Source organism: Cohnella sp. AR92 (assembly GCF_003990975.1).
Classification (GTDB): Bacteria; Bacillota; Bacilli; order Paenibacillales; family Paenibacillaceae; genus Cohnella.
Genome location: NZ_RZJR01000004.1, coordinates 1 through 23,412 on the forward strand (window position 1 = coordinate 1; position 23,412 = coordinate 23,412).

General features: G+C 50.8%; 37 protein-coding genes. 36 read left to right on the forward strand and 1 reads right to left on the reverse strand.

Translation table 11 applies throughout. From position 1 onward, the window contains the following. The first annotated feature begins 255 nt into the window (after positions 1-255). The 18 genes from ELR57_RS06975 to ELR57_RS07055 all read left to right on the forward strand — a co-directional run bounded on the left by ELR57_RS06975 (position 256) and on the right by ELR57_RS07055 (position 9,079). Positions 256-474 carry a hypothetical protein gene (locus tag ELR57_RS06975; protein WP_126958321.1) on the forward strand — a complete coding sequence of 73 codons (219 nt, stop codon included), beginning with the start codon at positions 256-258 and terminating at the stop codon, positions 472-474. A gap of 10 nt (positions 475-484) precedes the next feature. Continuing rightward, positions 485-1,030: a host-nuclease inhibitor Gam family protein gene (locus ELR57_RS06980; protein WP_158629952.1), complete on the forward strand. Its 546-nt coding sequence runs from the start codon at positions 485-487 to the stop codon at positions 1,028-1,030. After that, positions 1,027-1,644 (forward strand): ERF family protein, encoded by a 618-nt coding sequence (locus tag ELR57_RS06985; protein ID WP_126958323.1) that lies wholly within the window; start codon positions 1,027-1,029, stop codon positions 1,642-1,644. Before ELR57_RS06980 ends, ELR57_RS06985 begins: the two co-directional genes overlap by 4 nt. Beyond that, positions 1,637-2,035, forward strand: a complete 399-nt coding sequence (ssb, locus tag ELR57_RS06990; RefSeq protein WP_126958324.1) for a single-stranded DNA-binding protein — start codon at positions 1,637-1,639, stop codon at positions 2,033-2,035. The genes ELR57_RS06985 and ssb overlap by 8 nt, the downstream gene beginning before the upstream one ends. A gap of 105 nt (positions 2,036-2,140) precedes the next feature. Next, positions 2,141-2,470 (forward strand): hypothetical protein, encoded by a 330-nt coding sequence (locus ELR57_RS06995; protein ID WP_126958325.1) that lies wholly within the window; start codon positions 2,141-2,143, stop codon positions 2,468-2,470. A gap of 288 nt (positions 2,471-2,758) precedes the next feature. Continuing rightward, positions 2,759-3,544 carry a DUF4373 domain-containing protein gene (locus ELR57_RS07000; protein WP_126958326.1) on the forward strand — a complete coding sequence of 262 codons (786 nt, stop codon included), beginning with the start codon at positions 2,759-2,761 and terminating at the stop codon, positions 3,542-3,544. Then, on the forward strand, positions 3,486-4,304 hold the full coding sequence (locus ELR57_RS07005; protein ID WP_126958327.1) for an ATP-binding protein: 819 nt from the start codon (positions 3,486-3,488) through the stop codon (positions 4,302-4,304). The genes ELR57_RS07000 and ELR57_RS07005 overlap by 59 nt, the downstream gene beginning before the upstream one ends. 229 nt (positions 4,305-4,533) lie before the next feature. Beyond that, positions 4,534-4,731, forward strand: a complete 198-nt coding sequence (locus tag ELR57_RS07010; protein WP_126958328.1) for a hypothetical protein — start codon at positions 4,534-4,536, stop codon at positions 4,729-4,731. Beyond that, the gene (locus tag ELR57_RS07015) at positions 4,728-5,261 is read left to right on the forward strand and encodes a RuvC family protein (RefSeq protein ID WP_126958329.1); all 534 of its coding nucleotides are present in this window, start codon (positions 4,728-4,730) and stop codon (positions 5,259-5,261) included. Before ELR57_RS07010 ends, ELR57_RS07015 begins: the two co-directional genes overlap by 4 nt. A 4-nt stretch (positions 5,262-5,265) precedes the next feature. Then, positions 5,266-5,406: a hypothetical protein gene (locus tag ELR57_RS28070; protein WP_192896537.1), complete on the forward strand. Its 141-nt coding sequence runs from the start codon at positions 5,266-5,268 to the stop codon at positions 5,404-5,406. Positions 5,407-5,554: 148 nt separating this feature from the next. Further along, complete coding sequence (locus ELR57_RS07020) at positions 5,555-5,899, forward strand: helix-turn-helix domain-containing protein (RefSeq protein ID WP_126958330.1); 345 nt, start codon at positions 5,555-5,557, stop codon at positions 5,897-5,899. Positions 5,900-5,930: 31 nt separating this feature from the next. Further along, positions 5,931-6,191: a hypothetical protein gene (locus tag ELR57_RS07025; RefSeq protein WP_126958331.1), complete on the forward strand. Its 261-nt coding sequence runs from the start codon at positions 5,931-5,933 to the stop codon at positions 6,189-6,191. Between the two features lie 143 nt (positions 6,192-6,334). Next, entirely contained in the window at positions 6,335-7,120 is a 786-nt protein-coding gene (locus tag ELR57_RS07030; RefSeq protein WP_238162431.1) for a DNA cytosine methyltransferase, read from the forward strand. Further along, positions 7,117-7,497: a hypothetical protein gene (locus ELR57_RS07035; protein ID WP_126958332.1), complete on the forward strand. Its 381-nt coding sequence runs from the start codon at positions 7,117-7,119 to the stop codon at positions 7,495-7,497. The genes ELR57_RS07030 and ELR57_RS07035 overlap by 4 nt, the downstream gene beginning before the upstream one ends. A gap of 114 nt (positions 7,498-7,611) precedes the next feature. Next, on the forward strand, positions 7,612-7,815 hold the full coding sequence (locus tag ELR57_RS07040; RefSeq protein ID WP_126958333.1) for a hypothetical protein: 204 nt from the start codon (positions 7,612-7,614) through the stop codon (positions 7,813-7,815). Continuing rightward, complete coding sequence (locus ELR57_RS07045; RefSeq protein ID WP_126958334.1) at positions 7,808-8,269, forward strand: hypothetical protein; 462 nt, start codon at positions 7,808-7,810, stop codon at positions 8,267-8,269. The genes ELR57_RS07040 and ELR57_RS07045 overlap by 8 nt, the downstream gene beginning before the upstream one ends. Further along, positions 8,266-8,568 (forward strand): hypothetical protein, encoded by a 303-nt coding sequence (locus ELR57_RS07050; RefSeq protein WP_126958335.1) that lies wholly within the window; start codon positions 8,266-8,268, stop codon positions 8,566-8,568. Before ELR57_RS07045 ends, ELR57_RS07050 begins: the two co-directional genes overlap by 4 nt. Further along, the gene (locus ELR57_RS07055; RefSeq protein WP_126958336.1) at positions 8,561-9,079 is read left to right on the forward strand and encodes a hypothetical protein; all 519 of its coding nucleotides are present in this window, start codon (positions 8,561-8,563) and stop codon (positions 9,077-9,079) included. Before ELR57_RS07050 ends, ELR57_RS07055 begins: the two co-directional genes overlap by 8 nt. A gap of 476 nt (positions 9,080-9,555) precedes the next feature. Here the strand turns inward: ELR57_RS07055 and ELR57_RS07065 are convergent, their stop codons facing one another. Beyond that, positions 9,556-9,795: a hypothetical protein gene (locus tag ELR57_RS07065; RefSeq protein ID WP_238162432.1), complete on the reverse strand. Its 240-nt coding sequence runs from the start codon at positions 9,793-9,795 to the stop codon at positions 9,556-9,558. Positions 9,796-10,214: 419 nt separating this feature from the next. Between ELR57_RS07065 and ELR57_RS07075 the strand changes: the two genes are divergently transcribed. The 18 genes from ELR57_RS07075 to ELR57_RS07160 all read left to right on the forward strand — a co-directional run bounded on the left by ELR57_RS07075 (position 10,215) and on the right by ELR57_RS07160 (position 23,408). Next, the gene (locus ELR57_RS07075) at positions 10,215-10,568 is read left to right on the forward strand and encodes a hypothetical protein (protein WP_126958338.1); all 354 of its coding nucleotides are present in this window, start codon (positions 10,215-10,217) and stop codon (positions 10,566-10,568) included. Then, on the forward strand, positions 10,549-10,899 hold the full coding sequence (locus tag ELR57_RS07080; RefSeq protein WP_126958339.1) for a LexA family protein: 351 nt from the start codon (positions 10,549-10,551) through the stop codon (positions 10,897-10,899). Before ELR57_RS07075 ends, ELR57_RS07080 begins: the two co-directional genes overlap by 20 nt. A 65-nt stretch (positions 10,900-10,964) precedes the next feature. Then, the gene (locus ELR57_RS07085; RefSeq protein WP_126958340.1) at positions 10,965-11,267 is read left to right on the forward strand and encodes a hypothetical protein; all 303 of its coding nucleotides are present in this window, start codon (positions 10,965-10,967) and stop codon (positions 11,265-11,267) included. A 751-nt stretch (positions 11,268-12,018) separates the two neighbouring features. After that, positions 12,019-12,360, forward strand: coding sequence for an HNH endonuclease (locus ELR57_RS28230; protein ID WP_126958638.1), 342 nt, complete (start codon positions 12,019-12,021; stop codon positions 12,358-12,360). Between the two features lie 239 nt (positions 12,361-12,599). Continuing rightward, on the forward strand, positions 12,600-12,953 hold the full coding sequence (locus ELR57_RS07095) for a hypothetical protein (protein ID WP_202866404.1): 354 nt from the start codon (positions 12,600-12,602) through the stop codon (positions 12,951-12,953). Continuing rightward, positions 12,950-14,641 carry a terminase large subunit gene (locus tag ELR57_RS07100; protein ID WP_126958342.1) on the forward strand — a complete coding sequence of 564 codons (1,692 nt, stop codon included), beginning with the start codon at positions 12,950-12,952 and terminating at the stop codon, positions 14,639-14,641. The genes ELR57_RS07095 and ELR57_RS07100 overlap by 4 nt, the downstream gene beginning before the upstream one ends. A 20-nt stretch (positions 14,642-14,661) precedes the next feature. Continuing rightward, a complete protein-coding gene (locus ELR57_RS07105; protein ID WP_126958343.1) occupies positions 14,662-15,906 on the forward strand; it encodes a phage portal protein in 1,245 nt (414 codons plus the stop codon). Then, positions 15,884-16,459, forward strand: a complete 576-nt coding sequence (locus ELR57_RS07110) for an HK97 family phage prohead protease (protein WP_126958344.1) — start codon at positions 15,884-15,886, stop codon at positions 16,457-16,459. The genes ELR57_RS07105 and ELR57_RS07110 overlap by 23 nt, the downstream gene beginning before the upstream one ends. 19 nt (positions 16,460-16,478) lie before the next feature. Continuing rightward, positions 16,479-17,672, forward strand: coding sequence for a phage major capsid protein (locus ELR57_RS07115; protein WP_126958345.1), 1,194 nt, complete (start codon positions 16,479-16,481; stop codon positions 17,670-17,672). A 13-nt stretch (positions 17,673-17,685) separates the two neighbouring features. Then, on the forward strand, positions 17,686-17,874 hold the full coding sequence (locus tag ELR57_RS07120; protein ID WP_126958346.1) for a hypothetical protein: 189 nt from the start codon (positions 17,686-17,688) through the stop codon (positions 17,872-17,874). Continuing rightward, positions 17,825-18,124 carry a head-tail connector protein gene (locus ELR57_RS07125; protein WP_126958347.1) on the forward strand — a complete coding sequence of 100 codons (300 nt, stop codon included), beginning with the start codon at positions 17,825-17,827 and terminating at the stop codon, positions 18,122-18,124. The genes ELR57_RS07120 and ELR57_RS07125 overlap by 50 nt, the downstream gene beginning before the upstream one ends. Beyond that, positions 18,121-18,429: a phage head closure protein gene (locus ELR57_RS07130; protein ID WP_126958348.1), complete on the forward strand. Its 309-nt coding sequence runs from the start codon at positions 18,121-18,123 to the stop codon at positions 18,427-18,429. Before ELR57_RS07125 ends, ELR57_RS07130 begins: the two co-directional genes overlap by 4 nt. A gap of 3 nt (positions 18,430-18,432) precedes the next feature. Then, on the forward strand, positions 18,433-18,879 hold the full coding sequence (locus ELR57_RS07135) for an HK97-gp10 family putative phage morphogenesis protein (RefSeq protein ID WP_126958349.1): 447 nt from the start codon (positions 18,433-18,435) through the stop codon (positions 18,877-18,879). 5 nt (positions 18,880-18,884) lie between these two features. Next, on the forward strand, positions 18,885-19,262 hold the full coding sequence (locus tag ELR57_RS07140; protein ID WP_126958350.1) for a DUF3168 domain-containing protein: 378 nt from the start codon (positions 18,885-18,887) through the stop codon (positions 19,260-19,262). A 14-nt stretch (positions 19,263-19,276) separates the two neighbouring features. Further along, the gene (locus ELR57_RS07145) at positions 19,277-19,687 is read left to right on the forward strand and encodes a phage tail tube protein (protein ID WP_126958351.1); all 411 of its coding nucleotides are present in this window, start codon (positions 19,277-19,279) and stop codon (positions 19,685-19,687) included. A gap of 67 nt (positions 19,688-19,754) precedes the next feature. Beyond that, positions 19,755-20,141 carry a hypothetical protein gene (locus ELR57_RS07150; protein WP_192896539.1) on the forward strand — a complete coding sequence of 129 codons (387 nt, stop codon included), beginning with the start codon at positions 19,755-19,757 and terminating at the stop codon, positions 20,139-20,141. A gap of 285 nt (positions 20,142-20,426) precedes the next feature. Beyond that, positions 20,427-23,036, forward strand: coding sequence for a phage tail protein (locus ELR57_RS07155; RefSeq protein WP_126958352.1), 2,610 nt, complete (start codon positions 20,427-20,429; stop codon positions 23,034-23,036). A 12-nt stretch (positions 23,037-23,048) separates the two neighbouring features. Beyond that, entirely contained in the window at positions 23,049-23,408 is a 360-nt protein-coding gene (locus tag ELR57_RS07160) for a DUF6711 family protein (RefSeq protein WP_126958353.1), read from the forward strand. The last annotated feature ends 4 nt before the right edge of the window (positions 23,409-23,412 follow it).

Genomic DNA, 23,412 nt, shown 5'->3' on the forward strand with positions numbered 1-23,412 from the left:
ATGCCAGACTGCGCAACCTTAAAACCCGCCTACAAGATTCCGGCGCAACTAAGACGCAGATCGACGGAGCAAACAAGATGGACGTCATCGAGAGCGATCCACGGCTTAAAGAGATTTATACGAGTATCGTCAAGGAACTGGCGATCGGATCTTTAGCAGGGAAATGAAAAAGGCCCAAACTCGGGGTAGGAGCCGAGTCGGGCCGCGTCCAAAAAATGTTACCGCAATACTATCACGAAAGGAGCGGCTTTGACAATGCCTAATCTGGACCGCTTCTCGCAAGGGCTCCCTGACCCGCAGGACAAGCCGGCGGCACAAGTAGGTACATGCCATTATGCTTTCTGCGGGAAACCGATCTTTAACGGGGATCGCTGCTATGAAAGTGAAGACGGAGATTTGTACTGCGATGATACGTGCTTCTCGCAATGGAACGGCAAGTTCATCATCGCCGGGACGGACCAATTAACCTACTGAGGTGATTCGATTGAACGCATATCAACTGAACGAATTTGAAGGTATCCCAGCTCCGGAAGAGCGTGAGCAGTTCCGAATTGAAACGATCGATCAAGTGAATTGGGCGCTGCGCAAACTGGCGGCAATCGAGGCGAAGCAGAAGGAAGCCGAACGGCTGGCCGAAGCAGAATTGCACCGGATTCGCACTTGGCTTGAATGCGAGAAGTCTGCGCTAGAGTTGGACAAGCAGTTTTTTGAGTCGCAGCTCGGCTTGTATGCGCTCAATCAACGGGACGCGGACCCGAAATGGACGAAGGCTTCCACACCATACGGAACGGTGAAGTTCAGGAAGCAACAGCCGAAATGGCATTATGACGACGCCACTCTTGTTGAGAGCCTTAAGTCGGCAGGCCGAATCGATCTTATCCGGATCAAAGAGGAACCGAACAAGGTTGATCTTAAGAAATCCGTCAAGGTTGTTGGCGGACAGGTAGTTGACCCTGAATCTGGCGCTGTACTCGATGGAGTCAAGGTCGAGGAACAGGCGGATTCTGTAGTCGTCGAGGTGGGGTCATGAGCGCCCCATCTCTGTACAAAAAGATCAGCGCTGTCATGCAAGATGTATCTTACCTCTCCAAAGATGACAAGGTGGAGTTCGGGAACACGAAGTATAAGGCAATCTCCGAAGAGAAAGTAACCTCCACGGTTCGTGAAAGCCTTATAAAGAACGGGCTTGTCATCCTCCCAATTGAACAATCGCATCACCGTGACGGAACACTCTCCACCGTTGATACAAAGTACAAAATCATCGATATCGAAACGGGTGAATCGGAGATCATTGTGAGTTCCGGTACAGGTGCGGATACACAGGATAAGGGTGTTGGCAAGGCGATGACCTACAGCTACAAATACCTCTTGCTCCGAACATTCGCCATTCCAACCGGAGAGGATCCGGATAAGATCAGCAGCGCGGAATTGGACGCAAAGCAACAGCGCGAAGGGGATCAGAAACAGGATCAACAGAATAAACCGCCAGCCTCCCTTAAGGCTAAGTACAAACTCTATAAAGGGTCTGACGAAGGGTTCGATACGTGGGTAGCGGATCAATTGGGGAAAAAGCGTGATTATCCGAAAATGGAGCAAATATTGATCGAAGGCATCAAGAAGAAGGAGGAACAAGCTAATGCTTAATCGAGTTGTACTGATCGGAAGAACGACTAAGGACCCTGATCTCAAATATACCCCAAGCGGCGTTGCAGTTGGCCAAATGACGCTTGCGGTCGATCGTCCGTTTACCCGTGATGGCGAGAAGGAAGTTGACTTTCTCCCGGTCGTTATGTGGCGTCAGTTGGCCGAGACGGTTGCCAACTACGTTCGCAAAGGCAAACTCGTTGCCGTCGAGGGCCGCATTCAGGTACGCAACTACGAGAACAACGAGGGACGCCGCATCTACGTGACGGAGGTAATCGCCGACAACGTGCGCTTCCTGGAGCCGGCCAACCGCGAAGGTCACTCTAATCAAGATCCTTTTGCAAATGATAGCAAGCCTATCGACATTGATGACTCCGATCTACCCTTCTAACCTATGAATCTATTATCCCATCTTAACGAGATTACGAGACTTCGGCGGGAGGCGGACAGCCTCCCCGAAGATAACCCTGCTGCCCTAATACAGAAGATTGAACTATTGGCGAAATGCTTGGTGTATGTCGGCCGCGTCTCTAGCGTTCTGGACGGCGATTACAAGCGCGTGTACGCCGAACGTAAGCGCACCTATGCCGAAGCATATATCGCGGCTCCTAGACCGAAGGAAGCGCATGCTGAATTGGTTGTAAGCGAACTGAGAGAGCGCGAAGCCCAAGCATACGAGGATAGTCGGCGTTGGCGAAACGCACACGAGAGCATGATCGAAGAGATACACGCTCTAAAACTCAAGATGCGAATCGACTTCGCAGAGGCGGTGGTTGGCGATGGCGTTCGAGTTGCGACCCGTTCCGAAGCCCAAGCACAAGCGTAGGAGCAAGACAGCCAAGCAGCGGGGCCAAGTGACCAAGCCAGTCTATGCAATGGCGTGGGAACGCTCTGGCGGTCGCTGTGAACGCTGTGGCAAGGCTGAAGGACAAGCCTGGACTCTGGAAGCAGCTCACGTGGAACGGCGCTGGAGATACGGACAAGAGGGCGTAACGGCCGCAGATATTGTTATCCTCTGCGGTCCGTCCACTGACTCTCATACGTGTCATCATTGGGCGGATTATACCCGAGTGGGAAGAGAATGGCTGCTAAAGCAGCGTGAGGTGAACAAGCGGTGAAGGAGGCTTACTACTTCTCTCACGACGCGAATGCTCGGACTGATCCGAAGATATCGGCCATGAGAAGCGTCTACGGAGCGGAAGGCTACGGATGGTACTGGATTATCGTGGAGATGCTTCGCGAGGCTAACGACTTCAAGTTGGATATGCGTTCGAAATACGTTTACCATGCGTTCGCATCACAAATGCAATGCGACGCATCAAAAGCGCAAGAGTTTATCAATGATTGCGTATCCGAATTTGAGTTATTCGCATCGGACGGATCTTATTTTTGGAGCGATTCTCTGCTTCGAAGGATGCAGGAAAGGGAGTTGAAGTCCGAAAAGGCACGTCAGTCTGCTCGTGCTAGGTGGAGCCGAGAACCCGCGCCAAGTAAGGAATCTTCCGAATCTGAAGTGCAATCGGATTGCGTTGGCAATGCGAACGCATCGAAAAACGATGCTTTAAAGGAAAGTAAAGTAAAGGAAAGTAAAAGAAAAGAAATTAAAGATAAGACCTTCTCCGCTTACACGTCGAATGTTGGATTGATTGAATCTTTGGAATCCTTTGCCGAATTCCGGAAGAAGATCAAGAAGCCAATGACGGATAAAGCGATCACCTTGTTACTCGGCAACTTGGACAAGCTCGCTTCCAGCGACGAGGACAAGATAGCCATTCTTGAGCAGTCCATTTTGAACGGGTGGCAAAGTATCTACGAGTTAAAGGACAAGCGAGGTGGACGGAATGCAAGAACTGGGGGACGTCCTGAAGACCCTTATGCCGGAATTAACTTCGGCTTCTGAGATAGGACGGCATATCTGCGAAGGTTGCGGCAACGAAGTCATCACGGTCGAGGTGCCAATTATCGGCGGCCCGAACAAAGGGCAGATCATCAGGCAAAAGCGTGGTTGCGTCTGCTGGGAGAACGAGCAAGCACGTGAAGCCAAGCAACAGCAGCAGAGAGCGAAGGTTAATTACATGGTCGAGCGGTACAGCACGGTTAACCCAGACCTGGAAGAAGCGACCTTCGAAAGCTACCAAGCTAATAACGAAACCCTCCGTCAGGCGCTCGAATTGTCCAAGGAGTACGCAGAGACGTTTGAACTGGACAAGCCAAGAAATCTCTTATTCGCCGGCCTGTACGGTCTGGGTAAGTCTCACCTCTCATACGCCATATGCAAGCGCCTGAAAGAACGTGGGTTTATCGCCGTGTTCATCTCCGTACCGAAGCTGCTGACGATCATCAAGAGCACTTACCAGCGCAACAGCGAGTTCTCGGAGGCTGAACTGCTGGATGTGCTCTCGAAAGTGGACTTTCTCGCCTTGGACGATATCGGAGCTGAGAAGGTTCGGAAGGAAGAAGAGGGGGACAGTTGGGCGACCGAAAAACTGTTTGAAATCATCGACGGCAGAAGCGGCCGGCATACCCTCTACACCACAAACCTATCGTCGGAGGATCTTGGTCGGAAGGTAGGCCCTCGCAACTTCTCCCGGATGATGATGAACACCAAGTCGTTCAAGTTCGAAGGTAACGATTACCGGATTAACAATATGCGGTTCTGATCATGAAGATTCCGGATAGCATACACGAAGTCTGGGACAGTTGGGAACCTCTGCTGAAGAGCAAGCTCCAATCGCTCGATTACATGGCCCGGCAAATGTTCAGCGAGATGCGGTTAACAAACGCAGCAAACAGTGACTCGATACGGGCTTATATGCAAGAGCACTTTGCAATGCTTTGGGAGCAAGTAGCAGCAGAGGAAGAAGTGAAAACGAAACGGAGGGCAAGAGAATGAGCCAAGGAACCGGACTTAACATACGGGAGATTGAACGGCAGACTCGTCAGTCCATCGAAGGGGTGCAGAGCTTTTTCGGAACGATCGTTGAACTCTCATCCCTGGCGGTGAGGCTGGGGAAAGAGTATCAAATGGACCCGCGCATCGTAGCGACGATGATCAGCGCGAATATGAATCGAGGTGCTGGCAAATGAGATTCATAGGAATCGATCCAAGCACCAAAACCGGACTCGTCATCTTGGACAAGCACGGCGAAGTAATCGACACGATGGAGATCACCGCCAAGGGGACGGACCCGGGCCGGATGCTCGACATCATCGAGCAAGTGGACTTCCAACTGGATCACGGTGACCAAGCAGCTATCGAGGGCTTCGCATACGGCGCTAAGGGCAGAGCGGTAGACATCCAGTATGGCATCGGCTGGGGGCTCCGGATGAGATTGTTTGACGGCAATACGGATTACATCGAAGTCGCGCCGGCCGCGCTCAAGAAATTCGCTGGAGCAAAGGGAAACGCAAAGAAGGACGAGCTTGCGGTTCACATCTTCAAGCGGTGGGGATTCGAACATCCCTCTGACAACGTCCGTGACGCCTTCGTGCTGGCTCAAATCGCTCGGGCAGTGTACTTGGAGCGGAGCGCACGTCCAATCGATCTGACAGCCTTCCAGAGCGCTGTAGTAGCCGCCATTATTAATCCCCCAAGTAAGAAGAAACAAGGAGCGTAATAGATTGAGAGTTTTAGAACAGCTTCATGAACTACAGGAAGGCGAAGAAACGGTCATTGTCATCGGTGATAAAGCATTCGTCGTTACCCCGGCAACCGAGGACGACATCGAACGGATTGGCAGAGGATATTTTTGCATGGATTAGAGGTGTCCGGATGAACTGGAAACTAGCAAAACCATCCCAACTTTACGAGATCGCCTATTACGACCTAGGAGCCCCTTTAGAGCACCGGATCGCGGCGGAATCGCATTAAGCATGGACGGACCCAATACAAGATCAAGGAGGCTTACAGATGATCGGACCGGTTAAGGTTTGGAAGCTCCCGCCAGGGGAGTTTAATAGAGTCCTGCAAAATCCCGGGATGGAACTCGGGAAGCCGGACCGAGTGTATCAACCGCTATCCGAGTTAGCCAAGCCCCTACCGCCTGCCCTAGGAGGCCAGAAGCGCAAGAAGCTCGGCAAGGTCGGCGGGACCAAGAAGCCCAAGATCACCCGAGAGAAGTACCTGCAGTTTGTGAACGAGGGTCTGAACGAAGATCAGATATGCGAGCGAGTGAACATGACGCGAAACACTTTGCTGAAATACCTTCGCGAATGGAAGAAGGCAGAACGAGAGGTCGCGGCGGGCCTCCAATAACAGCGCATAGGCGCATAAAGGAGAAATGGGAATGAACCCAATCACTCAAGAAATGGCAGACGATTTAAACGCTGAACTGGTGAAGATCGGATCGGCATATCGCATCATCAAAAGTGAAGGTAACGATTACTCGTATGAGATCAACATCAACAAAGACCCGTTCGAAAGACATCGCCCGATGATCTATCCGAACCAAGAGTTCTTCGGAATCTTGGAACGACATTTTCGAAAATATGGAATCGTCATCACCTATAACAACACGAGGTCCACGTTTTGGACCGACGCACGATGAATTTGCGCTTGCGCCCCCGTACCGACCGAATAATCCCAGCCGAAGGCGGGGGCCGTATAAGGGTTTAATCCATTACTCCCAAGTAGGACGGACATCCTTCGGCCCCCACTTCGTTAAGCGGATTCGGTCGAGACGGAGAAAGGATGAAGAGCATGAAGGCCTTAAGCCTATTCAGCGGAATTGGTGGAATCGACCTCGCATGTGAATGGGCCGGCATAGAGACGGTGGCGTTCTGCGAGAGAGAGCCGTTCCCACAGCAAGTCCTCAAGAAGCATTGGCCTCACGTACCCATATACGACGATGTATGTACGCTCACGAAAGAGAGGTTAGAAGCGGATGGAATCGGAACAATTGACCTTATTCACGGAGGATACCCTTGCCAGCCTTACAGTCTCTATGGGGAGCGAGAAGGCGCGGAAGATGACCGTGCTCTCTGGCCAGAGGTATGCCGACTTATTGAAACYATCAGACCCAGTTGGTTCCTTGGTGAAAATGTTATTGGTCACGTCACATTGGGGCTCGACGAGACGTTATCTGACTTGGGAAACCTCGGGTACACCGCGCAACCGTTTGATATTCCGGCTGTCAGCGTCGGCGCCCTCGACGAAAGACGAAGAGTCTTCATTATTGCCTACTCTAACAGCGAGCAGTGGGAGACACCTTCGATTTTCCCAAGACTCAATACGAAAGGTTCACCAAAAGCGCCAAAAATCTGGAGTGAGTTTCAGTTTTACAATGGTGGAGCTAATGACTTTCTATTTCGGAAAGAGGATGAATCCTTGCTTTGCCGAGCAGATGATGGGGTTCCCAGAGAATTGGACGAACCTCGATTCAAAGCCCTCGGAAATGCCGTCAACCCATACCAAGTCTTCCCGTTCCTTGCCGGCATAAAGCAAATAGATAACATGATGAAGGAGATGCAAAAATGAGCAGCCACAACGGAAGTGATTACGATTATAAAGTCGGTCAAATCGTGCAAGACATGGTCGATGAAGGATGCAAAGAGATTCTAGTAAGAAAAGATCCAAATGGCGGATGGGATGTAAACGGGGATAGAAAACTGTTTTGGTTACTGGCGACTCCGAGCGACATTGAATCAATCAACGAGGTTAAGGAACTTAAAGCCAAGATCAAGAATCACATCGATGTTGTTCTGAAGATTCAAGATGAATTGATCGCCACTCGCAATGAACGGGATAAATACAAAGCGCTATATGAGCATGTTGAAAGGTCGTATGCCGAGCTATATAAGCTATCAGTCTCTTTCGAGAGACAGCTAAACATGTTGCGAGAACAAACGCCTTAACACTCCGAGACGACCGAACAACCTAGCGAAGCGGCAGCCGTACCAAGCCATTAACATCATCACCCCATAGAGGATGGATATAGAGTCCATCCCTCTAGATAAGGAGACAACCATATGGCACGTAAGTACACATGTCCATATTGCAAGGAGAAACATTACCCGAATGCTTGGAATGCTCGTACCCTCAAAACATACAAAAGAGAAATATTTTTCATTCAGGAAGAGGAAGATTATTCATCGTTCATCTGTCCGTCATGCGATAACGAGTCTGAATTGGTTAAGGGAGAACTTATCGAGGAGGCAACCAATCATGAGTGACGCTAAACGAGCCATCTGCCAAGAATGCGGCATGCAGTTAAGTCACCCGGCTGAGTATCATCCATACGATTTCTGCATTCTTGYAAAAGCCGGTCAGGATCCACGACGTTTGTATGCATCGATCGTTGAAAGAGTTGCATCTTCTCTCCCATCCCTCCCAGAGGGAGCAGCAGAGGGGCGGGTACTCAATGATGACAAGTATCAGTTCGCTCATAAGCTGCTGGACAAATGGAGCGTATATCACGATGACAAGCTCCTCGTTAAGTCAGTAGTCGATCGAGCGAGATACTTGGAGCAAGAAGTCGAGCGCTTATTGGCAGCAGAGGGACGGTATAGGGAGGCGCTGGAGAGAATCGCAACGATTCCTGACCGTCAATGGTGCATGGATGATCCGATTGTAATCGCCCGTGCAGCCATCTCCCATAGCGGTGAGCAGAAGGAGGAGACAGAATGATTAAACTGACGGAAGTTACATTGAACGGAAGAGACGACATCATCACGGAAAGCGCGGTATATATCCCCGAAAACGCCGTCGTTAAGCCTTGGAAGATTCGATACTCGCTCGTTACAGTACCAAATGCCGGCGCTTATGTAGTCAAGGAAGCTCCAAGTGAAGTAGTACGCAAGATCATGGAGTATAAGTTGGCAAAATGGCGGTATCCGAGTTCTGTTCTTCACGACTCGCAAGAAGGCCTAAATAAAAACGTCGATGAGTTAATTCGTCTCGCCGGACTGGAGGCCGATCATGCCTAACGATCCAAGGATAGAGATACAGAAGGCGCTAGAGGTAACGAAAGGTCAAGAATGGGATAACTTCGATGGTCATGTCGATTCAGCAAATGTATACGAAATTGACCGCATAACAGAGGAACACTGCAATGTAATTGCAGAATGCGAGACGGTTGAATTAGCTCATTTCATCGCCAACGCCCCCGAATGGCTCCGCTATCTCCTAACCCTTGTAGAACAGCAGCAGGGGGAGATAGAGAGGCTAATAAACGAACGCGATTATTGGCAGGGTTACGGCGAAGAAAGTATTCGAATTGAAGAGCAACTTCGCGATCAACTCCAAAAGGAACAGAAAGAGAACGAACGGCTGCGGGGAGAACTGGAACAGGTAGTTGAGAGCGTGAAATGTGCTCATTTGTCGCTGACATGGTGTAACACCGAGTATCAAGTTCCACACGCTGTCTGGCATTTAGACTCCATCCTATCCCGTTATACAGAGAAAGGAGATAGCCCGGATGATCAAATTCGAGATTAAGTGTACGTGCGGAGAGATTCATCCGGGACTGCTCTTCAAAGATTCCACCCATGACTCAATACATTGTCGGTGCGGTCTGATGTGGACGATCCCAAAGCCGGACAAAGAAGCAAACGTTACTCTGTCAATCGAGGACGTGAAGCCAGAAAGACAGTACGGAACAGGTGAGGGCGAAGTACATGTTCTCCCTGGTTACAAGGTGCTCACAATTACATTTCCCTCTTAAATCAAAAGGACTAAGGGATATATCATCGTCCGCCGCTAACGCTGAGTATTTCGGTCAAACGACGAATACACAAAGGACTCTCATTTACGAGAGTCCCGGTAATCAATTATTTGCTTTCTTAACCAGACCGGCCCACTTGCAAGACGCTGGATCGGGGAAGGGAATACGCCTCGACTCAGGTACGTGATTATGCGTTGCTTCGTCCATCCAAGGAGTTCGGCGGCTTCTGCTACGCCTGCAAGGGGCGGGATCAGTTTCCCTCCTGCCACTCCGAGTAGAAGCCGTAGGAACCGAATTGAGCAAGCACTTCGTCGTCTTCGCTCGGTTCTACGCCGTACCAATGGGATACGAGGATTTCAGCGCCATTCTCATTGAGGATTTTTACATCGGTTTGAGTATAGGCCATGCCTTCAAGTGCAGCAGTCTTTGCATCGTTCAGGTCACCTTCAACCGTATGGATAACGCCAGTACCGTAGTCAATCGTAAACATTAGAATCATCCTTTCGCCTCATCCGGTTTCTCCGGCTTGTCGGTGTTCCGCGTCTCTTGTTGTTAACTTTATAATACACCAATTGTATTACAAAGTAAACACGAACAAATGGCGAACAGAATAATTATTTTGCCGCAGGCCATCGCCACGACCGAATCCGCTTAGCGACAGCGGTAGCCGTATAAGGTCATCATTCAAGTAAGAGGGAGGTATTAACATGCTCAAGCTGCGCCAATATCTATGCCGCCATTATTTTAAAATAATCGCAAATCATAGAAGTGTATCGGAAAACCTTTGGCAGTGCAAAAAGTGCGGCGTTTACTGCATTCAACACTGGGGAATAGGAGTCAGTTACCTACACAAGACACCGCATATTGACGGATGGATCTACAAAAATCAATCCGAGGGAGGTAAATAGAATGAACACCAACGATCAGCCTGGTCATGAACTTAACATACTTGTAGCCGAGAAAGTATTCGGATACAAGGTATACAGAGGCGTTATCGGACGAAACACCGAACGGCAAGACGGAAAACTCATTTACCTCGATGATTACTCCACCACATGGGAAGGAATGCGTCTAGTAGTAGAGGAGATAGAGCGCCGAAGCTTCGAATGGGCGATACAAGGCAAGAGAGCAACTGTTTGGAATGACGACGAGGGAATTGACGAAGATGTAAAGGGAGAATCGTCTCCACATGCGTTATGTCTTGCTATTTTGGCCGCTCTGGGCGCTCTGGAGGGACAGAGAGATGAAACAGCCGCTAACTGATAAGCAGTTGAATGTCTTCCGGTACATCCGGGAGTACATCACCGACAAAGGATACTCTCCAACCGTCAGAGAGATCGCCAGAGGCGTCGGGCTGGCCTCTACAAGCTCAGTAGCTCGATACCTCACTGAACTTGAGGACAAGGGTTACATCGAGCGGAGAGAGGCAACCCCGAGGGCTATCGCGCTTAAAGGCGAAGGGAACACCGTCAGGGCCGTTGTGACAATCGTCAAAGCGAAAAAGGACATTCCCACGGTAATAGCCGTAAATGGGCATGAATATGTCCTGCGTCATCCGGACGAATACAAGGCGCCGAAGAGAGGTGAAGCATGAACGCCATGCAACTGGACTTCTTTCCCGARGCAACATCSGAAGAGTTTAAGCTAACCAARACGCTATTGTCCAAGTATCGTCGGCTGAAGTCGCTCGTAGGCGCGTTGGAGCAAGAAGGGGTAGACACGCTTGCTCCGAAACAGAGAAAGGCTTATACTGCCTACAAGGAAGCGACAGCTAGCATCGAGAGAGCCGTAAGACTGATTCTGGATGAGGAAGTCCGACGAATCATCGAGATGAGGTACATCAAGGGGCAGAAATACGTCGTAACGGTAGCGTACTTCGGGAATATGCACCCGGCTACTGTAGCGAGGAAGATCAACGAGGGAATTGAGTCCGTGGCTAACTCCCTAAAGTACATTGACTGAAAAATGCGACAAACATGCGAGTAAGGCGCGACAAATATGCGAGTTATATCGGGATACAGTTGGATCATAGAGCGAAAGCTCGGGTGATTCCCGCTGTATCCCTTATTATTTGCGGGACCCGGCCATGCGGTGGGTCTGAACGACCTTAGGCGCGAGTCGCCGAGCGTGTGGAGATGGGGACGGGTTTGAAACCCACTATTTTGTATTTTCTTCTGTGGATCGGAAAGTCCGGACTAGAGAAGAGAGTGCAAGCTCTCAAGAGCGGCTGTCAATCTCCAAGGAGGTTAGGCGGTCGCTTATTCCATTCTCGCAGAGCAAGATCAATATGTTGTGTGCAAACTCATACGGATCGAGGTGCATGCGAGAGATTCCTTTTCTTGCTCGTCTCTATCGGATCGGGATTCCCTGGTCGCCGCTAACGTGCCACGTTGACGGTCAAGTAGAGAGGGGCAATTGCTGAGTATGGGGACTAAGTACCGTAAGGTGTCCAATTAGATTGGAGACTGAGCGAGAACGGTTCCCTTTCTATTTTCCGGCCACGTCGCAAGGTTACGGGAACAGAGCCGTACCCTTCCTCCTACCGCGAATGGGCGGTGCGGCGTGGCTCCATATTATCATGATGCGGTGGCGGAATAGGTAGACGCTATATCTCGTAGGGTGAGGTGCAGACGAGAGAATAAGCCTTCGGTGCACACCATGAATGGTGCAAATCCATTCCCGCATCACCCGAAAAAAACAAAGACACCGCCGGATGCTTTCCGAACGGTGCAAGAAGATAATAGCACGACATGGAAGTGACTGGCAATTGAAAGTTTGGGCTAAATCATTCTATCGATCGAAAGCGTGGCGACAATGTCGTGACGCTTATTTTCATTTACGGCATGGATTATGTGAGAGATGTGGTGGAGCAGGAAAGATCGTGCATCACAAGGTATGGCTAACACCTCAGAACATCAATGACCCAAACATATCACTGAACCATAACAAGCTCGAGTTACTATGCCAGGAATGCCACAACAGAGAACACCATGGCAGTGGGACAGTAGGAGACGGGCTGATGTTTGATGAGCAAGGGAATCTGGTAGCGAGGTGAGAGACATGAGAGAGTTCGAAGAGTTCAACCAAGCATGGAATAGATTCCTGAATGAAATAGGTAAGGCGTTGAGGCTGAAGGAGCTTGGTGAGTGGTTGGTCTCGAGACTGAGCCGACACGTCTAGCCCCCCCTATGAAGAGAGTGGCAACCTCGCTCAGAGACCGATGTGTCCACATTCAAATAACACACAGGTCACACGCGTGAGGGGGTGTGGTCATTACGAAAGGAGGGAGTCCCGGTGGACGACGAAAAGGCAAAGCGAATAAACGCCGAGAAAGCGAAGATTAAGCGGCAGTTCGCCAAACTTGAGACAAGATCGAAGAAGATCGCGGAGTCCCTGATTGATAACGCAGCCTTTATGGTTGTTACGCTGCAGGACTTGCAGGAAACGATCAATAAGGAGGGCGCCGTCAGCACTTATCAGAATGGCGAGAACCAGTGGGGGACGAAGAAGTCTCCTGAAGTGGAGATATACAATGCCATGATCAAGAATCACATGGCTATTATGAAGCAACTCACCGACTTGCTCCCGATTGAGAAAAAGGCAGGTCCAGAGGAAGATGGATTCGATGAATTCGTGTATAGCCGATGAGTGCTCTTAAAAAGGTGTATCCACTCGCCTACAATCCGATCCTTGAATACTGGGATCAGATTGAGAGTGGCGCCGTCGTTGTTGGTGACAAGGTACGCCGGATTTACAAAAAGTTAGCCGCGGACGTCTATGATAAAGATTCCGAATACATCTATGACGCAAAGCGAGCCAATCATGCGATCGAGTTCATCGAGAACTTCTGTAAGCACTCGAAGGGCAAGTGGGGCGGCCGGCCGATTGATCTGGAGTTATGGCAGAAGGCTTTCCTTGCTGCCACGTTCGGATTCGTGCATGCAATCGAAGGAACGAGGAAATACCGCGAGGTCATGCTTGTTGTCGCCCGTAAAAACGGGAAATCGACGATCGCATCCGGGATTGGCCTTTACCTTCAGATTGCAGACGGAGAACCCGGCTCCGAGGTCTATGCGGTAGCGACAAAGAAGGACCAAGCGAAGCTCGTATGGCTCGAAGCAAAGCGCATGGTCAAGAAGTCTCCGGTCCTACTTCGACGCATTAAGCCGCTTGTCTCTGAGCTTGTCAGTGAGTGGAATGATAGCAGTTTTAAGCCGTTAGGGTCTGACTCCGACACGCTTGATGGTCTGAACGTTCACGGCGCCATGATGGACGAGATCCACGCCTGGAAGGACAAAAACCTCTATGATGTCATCGTGGACGGCACAAGCTCGCGGGAGCAGCCGCTGATCGTAATGATCACGACGGCCGGCACAGTGCGAGAATCTGTCTACGATATGAAGTATGACGAAGCGGAGATGTTGCTTAACGGCATCGATGATCCTAACGGTTACAAGGACCCGAGATTCCTTCCGGTCATCTACGAGCTCGACAACAGGCTTGAGTGGACGGATAAGGTGCATTGGCCTAAGGCAAACCCGGGATTAGGGACAATCAAGCGAGTCGACCAGGTCGAGACGAAGGTCAACAAGGCGAAAGCTAACCCTATGCTCGTGAAAAACTTACTCACGAAGGACTTCAATATTCGGGAGACATCGGCTGACGCTTGGCTGTCGTTCGAAGATATCGACAACCAAGAGACTTACGATATGGAGGAAATCCGAGATTGCTATGCGGTGGGGGGCGCGGACTTGTCGGCCACGACGGACCTGAGCTGCGCAACACTTCTGCTCATGAAGCCAGGGAGCTCGAAGAAATACGTCCTCCAGCAATACTTCCTGCCGGCCGAATTGCTCGAGTCACGAGTCAGAGAGGACAAAATCCCTTACGACCTATGGTCGGATCGTGGCTTGTTGACGCTCTGCGAAGGCAACAAGGTCAATTACAGCGACGTGACAAACTGGTTTATCCAAATGGTCGAAGAATATGATATGCGGCCTGTATGGGTCGGTTATGATCCATGGAACTCGAAATATTGGGTTGATGAGATGATCAGCCGCGGGTTCCAGATGGAAGTCGTTCGCCAGGGACCGCAAACGCTCAGCCAGCCAATGAAGGAGATGGGGGCGGATCTCGCTGCTAAGGAGATCAATTACAACAACAACCCTATCCTGAAATGGTGTCTTACAAACACGGTTGAAGAGCGAGACAAGAACGACAACATACGGCCAATAAAGGGAAAGAATCAGAGACGGCGCATCGATGGCGCGGTCTCTTTGCTTATCGCTTATACCATTCTCTTTAACCACATGGAAGACTATCAGGCGCTAATTTGAAGGAGGTGAGGAAGGGACATATGGCAGAGAAGAGATCGCTATTCAAAATCATCTTTGGCCGCGAACAGCCGGCGCCGCAGACAACGCAAGTCATGCAGATGCTCAACAGTTCGCCTGTATTCTATGATTTCTCCGGGGATGGTTACAATAGCGATGTTGTCCGATCTACAGTCGATGCTTTTGCTCGGAATGTTGGCAAATTGAAGCCGAAGCATATCAGACGAAAGCGAAACAAAGTCGAACCTGTGGGCGATTCCAACATCGAATGGTTGCTGCAGACAAGGCCAAATCCGCTGATGAACGCCTTTATCTTCTATTACCGGCTTGGAACTCAGTTTCTGATGACAAATAACGCATTCGTTTGGATCAAGCGCAATCCGGCGACAAACGCGGTTGAAGCGTTCTACCCGTTAACCTCTGCGGGAGTAGAATTGCACGATTACAAAGGCGGAATTGCAGTTAAGTTCCGGTTCTACGACGGCAAATGGTACACAGCGCCGTATGAGGACGTCATCCACCTGAGGCGCTTCTACTTCAATAATGATCTATTTGGCGAGTCGAACTTTGAGGCGCTAAGTCCGATGCTCAAACTCATCTCGACAACAGACCAAGGTATCGGAAATGCAGTCAAACAATCGGCTTTCATTCGCGGGATTCTTAAGTTCACAAGCATGCTAAAGCCTGAAGACATGAAGAAGCAAACGGAAGCCTTTAGGGACGATTACCTAACAGCAGCCAACAATGGCGGCATAGCGGCAACAGACGCGAAGGCAGAGTATCAGGAGCTTAAGAACGACCCTAAGATGATTGACGAAAAAACTATGAAGGCCTTGTCTTCCAAGGTACAGAGCTACTTCGGAAGCAATGAGAAGATCGTACAATCAAACTTCTCAGAGCAAGAGTGGGCCGCATTTTACGAGTCCATGATCGAACCGTTCGCGGTCCAGATGGGGCTTGAATTTACGAGCAAGGTGTTCAGCGATCGAGCGCAGGGTCATGGAAACGAGATCCTGTTCGAAGCAAATCGCCTGCAATACGCCAGCAACGATACCAAAATCAAGATCATTGAGACGTTGGTCGACCGCGGACTGATGAACAAGAACGAAGGCCGAGAAATCTTCAATATGGGACCCATCAAGGGAGGCGATAAGTACATCGTCTCCCTTAACTATGTTCAGGCGGATAAAGCAAACAAGTATCAACTTGGTGAAGACGATCCGGGGAAGGGAGGTGAGGAAGAAAATGACGACGGTGGAGATACGTGAGCTACCGGAATTTAGAGTCGAGTTGCGAGAAGAAGACGGCAAGAGGACCGTCACGGGTTACGCGGTCAAGTGGGAGCAGTTATCCCAGAAACTCGGCTACTGGCGAAGATTCCAAGAGAAATTCGTCCGAGGTGCCTTTACGAAGTCGCTCGAGTCGTTTGATCAGCGTGCTCTATGGAGTCATGACACCAACCAGGTGCTAGGTCGGACGAAGAACGGAACTTTAAGGCTGACAGAGGACGACATCGGGCTAAGGTTTGAGATTGACTTGCCGAACAGCCCGCTTGGAGACAACGCCTTTGAATCGATCAAACGCGGCGATGTTGATGGCGTAAGTTTTGGGTTCCAGCAGCGGATCGAAGAGTGGGACGACACAGACCCGGATAACATCGTTCGAACCATCAAAGAGGCTGACCTATATGAGATCAGCCCGACCGGCTTCCCTGCCTACCCTGATACCGAAGTTGCCGTTCGCAGTGTGGAGGACCCTTACAAGTCCTTCAGAGAAGACAAGCTTCGCCGCAAAAGACTTGCACTTAAAACCATGTGTTAATCGAGAGGAGCTATTATCCATGAATCGTATCCAACAAATCATTGCAAGACTTGCCGAGATCCGCTCTGCGCTGGACACAGCGAACGATGAGCAGATCACATCGTTTGAGACTGAGATCCGGGAACTGAATGCAGAGAAGTCCCTGATCGAGAAGCGCGAGGCACTTCGAAACGGCATTCCAGCCGGCAGCGCACCTTTCGAAAACCCGAATGCAAACCCTGCGGAGCAACGCGCTGATGAAGACGTGACAACCTCGCTGGAATACCGCCGCGCGTTCATGGAGTTCGCGAAGTCCGGCAAGCGTTCCGACCTTCTTGAATCCCGCGCCAATGCGGTAACCACGACGACGGATGCAGCGGCCGTGGTGCCATCGACCATCCTGAACGAAGTCATTCGCAAGATGACATCTTATGGTCAAATCTTCTCCCGCGTCCGCAAGCTTAACATCAAAGGCGGCGTATCGGTGCCGATTCTGTCGCTCAAGCCGGTCGCTACATGGATCGGTGAAACGGCTGTTTCTGACCGTCAGAAGGTGCAAGCCAATACTAGCGTCATCTTCAGCTACTACGGCCTCGAATGCCGCGTAGCAACGTCCCTGCTGGCTGAGACGGTCACGCTGGACATTTTCGAGACGCTTATCTCGGATCTGATTGCTGAGGCAATGATCAAGGCGCTCGACATCGCAATCATTAAGGGCAGCGGCACTGGCCAACCGGTCGGGGTCACGGTAGACACCCGCATCCCTGCTGCAAACAAGGTCGATCTGACGGAGGCGGAAGCCAAGACGTGGGCGGCATGGAAGAAGGAAGTCTTCGCGAAGATTCCTCTTGCCTACCGCGCTGGCGGTTCGTTTATCATGGCGGCCGGTACCTTCGAAACGTACATCGATGGCATGACGGACACGACGGGTCAACCGATTGGCCGCGTCGATCATGGCATCACGGATGGACCGCAAGAACGATTCAGCGGCCGCGAGGTTATCCTGGTCGAAGACGATGTAATCGCTCCGTTCGACGCTGCTGCAACTGGCGATGTCATCGCCGTCTTCTGCAAACTGTCCGACTATGCGATCAACAGCAACCTGAGCATGCAGCTCTTCCGCTGGATGGACCACGAAACAAATCAATGGGTCGACAAGGCGATTCTGATCGCTGACGGCAAGATCCTCGACCCTAACGGCGTCATCATCATCAAAAAGGCCGCAACGGTCTAAGGAGGCCTGACGAATGAAGAAGAAGGTCATTCTCGGCTTTGAAGAAACGGCGAGCAAAAAGCGCTATCGCGCCGGCGACGAGTATGAGTCCAAGGACGCCAAACGCATCAAAGAACTAACCGATCTCGGTCTCTTGGAAGGAGCTGCTGACGATGGCGATGATGGAATCGGTAAAGAAGGCACTCCGAATAAGCCCGAGTAATACGGCATTCGATGAAGAAGTCTCCGACTTGATCGCTGCAGCTAGGGACGACCTGAAACTATCAGGCGTCCTCGCTGCGAAGGCGGATCTCGATGAACCGGACCCACTGGTTAAGAGAGCGATCATTACCTATGCGAAGGCTAACTTCGGTTATGACAATCCTGACGCGGATCGGTTGCGGGATGCTTACAGCATGCTGAAGGCCCATCTAACGCTATCCCAGGAGTTCACGGTAGGTGATGACGCATGATGTGGCGAGATGTCATCTCTTTGATTCCCACTCTTGAAGGCCGGGATAGTTACGGCGATGAGACGGAGACAGACGGCGATCCGAGAGAAGTTTTCGCGAATAAGAAGTCCGTCCGTCAATCGGAGTTTTACCAGGCACTCGCCGCGGGACTGAAACCGGAAATCGTCTTTGAAGTCCGGGAGCAGGAATACCAGGACGAGAAGAAAGCTCGATACGGGGAAACGGATTATCACATCATTCGGACCTTCAGCCGAAACGGCGAGATTCTGGAGCTTGTCTGCAGCCGTTATCCGATGGAGGGCTAGCCGATGGCGAAGGGATTCAAGATTGAGGGGATGAAGGAACTGGAGCGATCTCTTAATAAGCTCGGGAAAGTTCCTATGTCGGTAGTTACGCCGGCCGCACGTGCAGGCGCTCAGATTGCCCTGAAGGCGGCTAAGGCAAATGCTCCGGTAGATACCGGGGCGCTTCGTGACGGAATCATCCTGAAGCCAGAGAGGCGGGTTAAGGCTGGAAAGAAGATGTACGACGTCATGATGGACCCAGCCAAGAACGACATTTTCGTCAAGATAACCGAGAGCGGGCATCGCTACTACTATCCGGCATCCCAAGAATATGGCTTCGTTACGGTTGACGGTGGATACGTTCCTGGTTATCACTTCCTTCGCCGATCGCTTACCGATAATGTTAGAGCGATTGAATCGAAGATCGTTTCCGTCGCTGGCAAAGCGGTAGACAAGGCGCTGAGGGGGTGAACGCGATGAACTTCGAAGAAGCATTAACCTACGAGCTCGAAACGATACCGGGGCTTTCCGGAAAGGTTTACCCAATCTCCACACCGGGGAAGGGAGCGCCATATGCGCAATATCAATCGAGTTTTGGCCGCCAAGACAAGGCTCTTGCCGGCCATCTGGTAAGCAAGTCAATCGAGGGAGAAATCAACCTCTTTGCAAAGTCATACGGTGAGCTGAAAGACTTGGAGAACGTCGCGATTGCTCTGATTGTGGGATTCGAACAAAGGACGATCGGAGACGATGGTCCTTTTGTTTATGAAATCACCTACGAGCAGCCGGTTGAGATGTTTGAATCCGCTCCGAAGCTTCATCGATGTGTGATCTCATTTAATGTTCATATTTGAAGGGGGTATGTACCTTGGCAGTACGCGCGGTTGGAACACAACTACTCTTTGGAACGACGCCTGTTGCGGAGCTGTCCTCGATTGGTGGACTCGAGCTATCGGCCGACACGATCGACGTGACGAGCCTGGACAGCGATGGCGGTTACCGTCAGTTCATCGGTGGATTCAAGGATGCTGGCGAAGTAAGCATTTCTGGATTCTTCAACCCAGAAGACGATGGACAAGCAGCCGTCTATGCTGCATTCGAAAGCGGGGAAACGCAATCTTGCAAAATCGTATTTCCGGCAGCGCTCGGCGCCTCCTGGGAGTTCAACGCGGTTGTAACGGGATTTTCGACGAGTGCCGAACTGGAAGACGCCGTAAGCTTCGAAGGAACGCTTAAGGTATCGGGCAAGCCGACACTGAAGCTTCCGACGACGCCGTAAGATAAGCAAGAACAAATCACAAGGCCGGGGGATAACCTCCGGTCTATTCCAATTTGGAGGGATTTACATGAGTAACGGAAATAACGATGTGGTCATGATCGATCTTGATCGTCCGCGGCAGCTTAGATTCGGTCATAAAGCCTTGAAGCAACTGGTTGCGCTGACGGGCATGAACATCGATGACCTCGACACGAGCAAACTCGATCTCGGTGAAATCGAGAAGTTCCTTTACTGTGGCCTGTTGTCCGATGCGAAATCGAACGGCGAGTTGCTGAGGCTCGAAGATATGGAGGATCTTCTTGACCAGGCTCCGTCATTCTCTCACATCGTAGAGAAGATGACAGAAGCCTTTAACGTATCGTTCGGTTCCTTCGGAGAGCAGGTCCCGGAGGGAAACTCGCAGGAGCTGGCGGTGAAGCCAGCTGCGGTAAGTGGGACTGGCAAGAAAGTTTAAAAGCGGCTATCCGAGTAGGCGTCACGATTACGGAATACAACGAGATTACGCCTCATGAACTGAATCTCTATATCCACGCTTACAATGAGCGAGCAAAGGCCGAGAACCGCGAGGGAATTACCCTAGCGTATCTGACGGCCTCTTTGAGTCGTGCCAAGAAGATACCGCAGCTCAAAAAGCTCATTGAAGATGACAAGCCTAAGCGACGAATTCAGACACCGGAACAGATGCTTGAGAACGTGAAGAAACTGAACGCCGCATTCGGCGGAACGAGCGGGTGAATATGTGGCAGTCGTAAAGAACCTAATGGTTCGTGCCGGAGCTGACTTCAGCGGGATGCGCCGGGAGATGGCAAAGGCAAATAAGAACCTGACCGACTTCAAATCCAACATCTCAAGAAGTTTGAAGGGTGTCGGTGCAGCTCTTGCAACTCTGAGCATTGGAGCRGGACTTAGTAGTGTAATCAAGAATGCCATGCAGGTMGAAGCGGCATTTGGCCAGCTCGAGCGAACGATGGGCGAAAGCGCTAAGGAGTTTAATCGTTGGGCAAGCAATACCGCATCAGCATTTGGTTTATCAAGAAGCGCGGCGATTCAATACGGGGCGACCTACGCACGGGTAATATCTGATTTCTCTAGCGGTTCGAAGGAGACGCTTAAACTAACGCAGGATACGTTGAAGGCAGCTTCGATGATTTCAGCGAGTACTGGCATGCGAATGACGGAAGTGGTCGATCGTATCCGTTCTGCACTTAACCAAGAAGCAGATGGAGCGGATGAATTGGGTGTGGACGTTCGTGTAGCTGCCATCACGGCTTCAAAAGCATTCAAGGAGTTATCTAATGGAAAACCTTGGGACCAATTAGGGACTGCACAGAAAAAGCAAATCCTGCTCATGCACGTCCTGATGGAAACTTCCCGTCGCTATGGCGACACGTTACAAAACAATACGATGGTCAAGCATAACCAGTTGATCGCACAACTCCAGAATGTGAAGGAAGCACTAGGACAAGCATTCTTACCGATTTACAACAGCATCCTACCTGCACTAACTCGAATGGCATCAGCGCTCGTTACTGCAATGCGGTTTGTATCCCAGTTTATGCAAGCATTATTCGGAGGCGGGAAGGCCAACGATCAAACAAAACAAACGTCGGCGCAAGTTGCGGCTGTGACTGATTTAGGCGACGCATATAAGACGGCTGGCAAGAAGGCAAAGCAATCCGTCGCTAGCTTCGATCAGGTCAACCTCATCGGAGATAAGAGCGGTGGAGCGGCTGGTGCTGCTGATACTGCCGCTGGAGTGGGCATCACGGACGACTCTCTGGTAGGTGGAGTCGGCAAGGGCATGGAGGAAGTCTCCAAGAAGGCTCAAGAGATGGCCGACAAGGTCAGTAAGGCATTCGGCAGAATGAAGGACTTTATCGTTAAGAACAAGGCTATCATTCTGTCGGCGCTGGCGGGACTAGCGGCAGGCTTCGCGACTTATATTGTTGCCTCGAAGTGGGCCGCGGGTGTAACGGCATTGACAACGGCATTCCAGAAACTTGGCGCCGCGATAAGAGTAGCATGGGCGGCTTTAACGGGTCCAATTGGACTGATCGCTGTCGCGGTTGCTGCTCTGGTTGCGGCCTTTGTTTACCTGTATCAGACTAACGAGAAGTTCAAGGCAGTCGTCGATAACGTTTGGGCGAAGCTGAAAGATCACCTATGGGAGATCCTTGCGATACTCGGAGGAGTCGGAACTTCTCTTCTGTACTTCTACAGCACAAACGAGAAGTTCCGGGATCTGGTAAACGGGATCTTCGAAAAAATTGGCGAGGCCGCAATGTGGTTGTGGAAGAACGTCATGGAACCGTTCGGAGCTTGGCTTTCTGATGTTATGCCGATCGCCTGGGATGCTGTTGCGAAGGCAGCGCAGTGGCTATGGCAAAACGTTCTCGTTCCATTCGGGGACTTCCTGCAGACATTATGGACAACCGTCCTTGTGCCAATTGGAAAGGTAATAGGTGAGGCATTAGCCATATCATTCAAAACAGTCGCTGCAGTTGCTAAGGACTTCTGGGAGCTTGTAATCGTTCCGCTAGGGAAAGCCCTTAAGGAAATGTTCGGGCCTGCGGTCGAAGCGGTGTCGGCGGTTCTGACATTCCTTTGGAAGAATGTCTTTTCTCCTTTTGGATCGTTTATCAAAATAACGATCATGCCGATCCTCCAAGGGTTAATCGACGTCATTAATTACTTATGGCAGAATGCTATGAAGCCGTTGGCAAACTTCATATCGGGAACCCTCGTTTCTACCTTCCGGACTGCGTTCACAACCATCGGTGATATTATCAACGGGGTTAAGACGACGTTCATTGGTCTCATGACCTTTATTACAGGAATCTTCACTGGAGACTGGAAGAAGGCTTGGGAAGGCGTTAAGACGATCTTCAAAGGTGTTTTCGATTCTCTATGGGGAATCGTGAAGTTTCCGCTTAACCAGATCATCGACGGAATCAATTCTTTAATTGATGGTCTCAATAGTATTAAGATCGACATCCCTGGTTGGGTGAAGGATCTTACTGGCTACAGTTCTTTTGGATTCTCGATTCCCAAGATTCCGAAGCTAGCCAAGGGCGGTCTTGCTTATGGTCCAACGCTTGCGATGGTCGGTGATAACCGCGGCGCTGCGAGTGACCCGGAAGTCATCTCCCCGCTTTCTAAACTGCAAGGAATGATCGAAGGAGGAAGCGACAACAGCGAGATGGTATCAGTCCTTCGAATGATCCTCCAGGCGGTCAAGGAGAGCAAGCCAGTCCAAGCAATTATTTCCGAGAGCGCCGTCGGATATGCGGCTGCTAACTGGAATAATACGCAAGTCAAGAGGACGGGTGTGAGTCCATTTGCATTTTAGGAGGCGATCTATATGTTGATGAAGATAAACGGCGTGGAGATCGCCGCTTACCCCGCTCAGATGAGTGTTACGGTGCTGGACCTGGACGACGCAGATTCCACAACTCGGACAGTCGATGGAACGATGAATCGAGACCGTGTGGCCGTCAAAAGGCAGATTGAGATGACGTTTACTGCTCTCCCCATGGAGAAGATATCGGCATTGCTCAAATCAATGCGGGGTGTCTTCTTCGAGGTTTACTATCCGGACCCCATGGACGGCGGTTATGCAACGCGGACGTTTTATGCGGGGAATCGGCCGGCGCCTGTTGCGATCGAGAAGAATGGCGTGGTCTGGTGGGATCAACTCCAAATCACGTTAACGGAGCAGTGAGGAT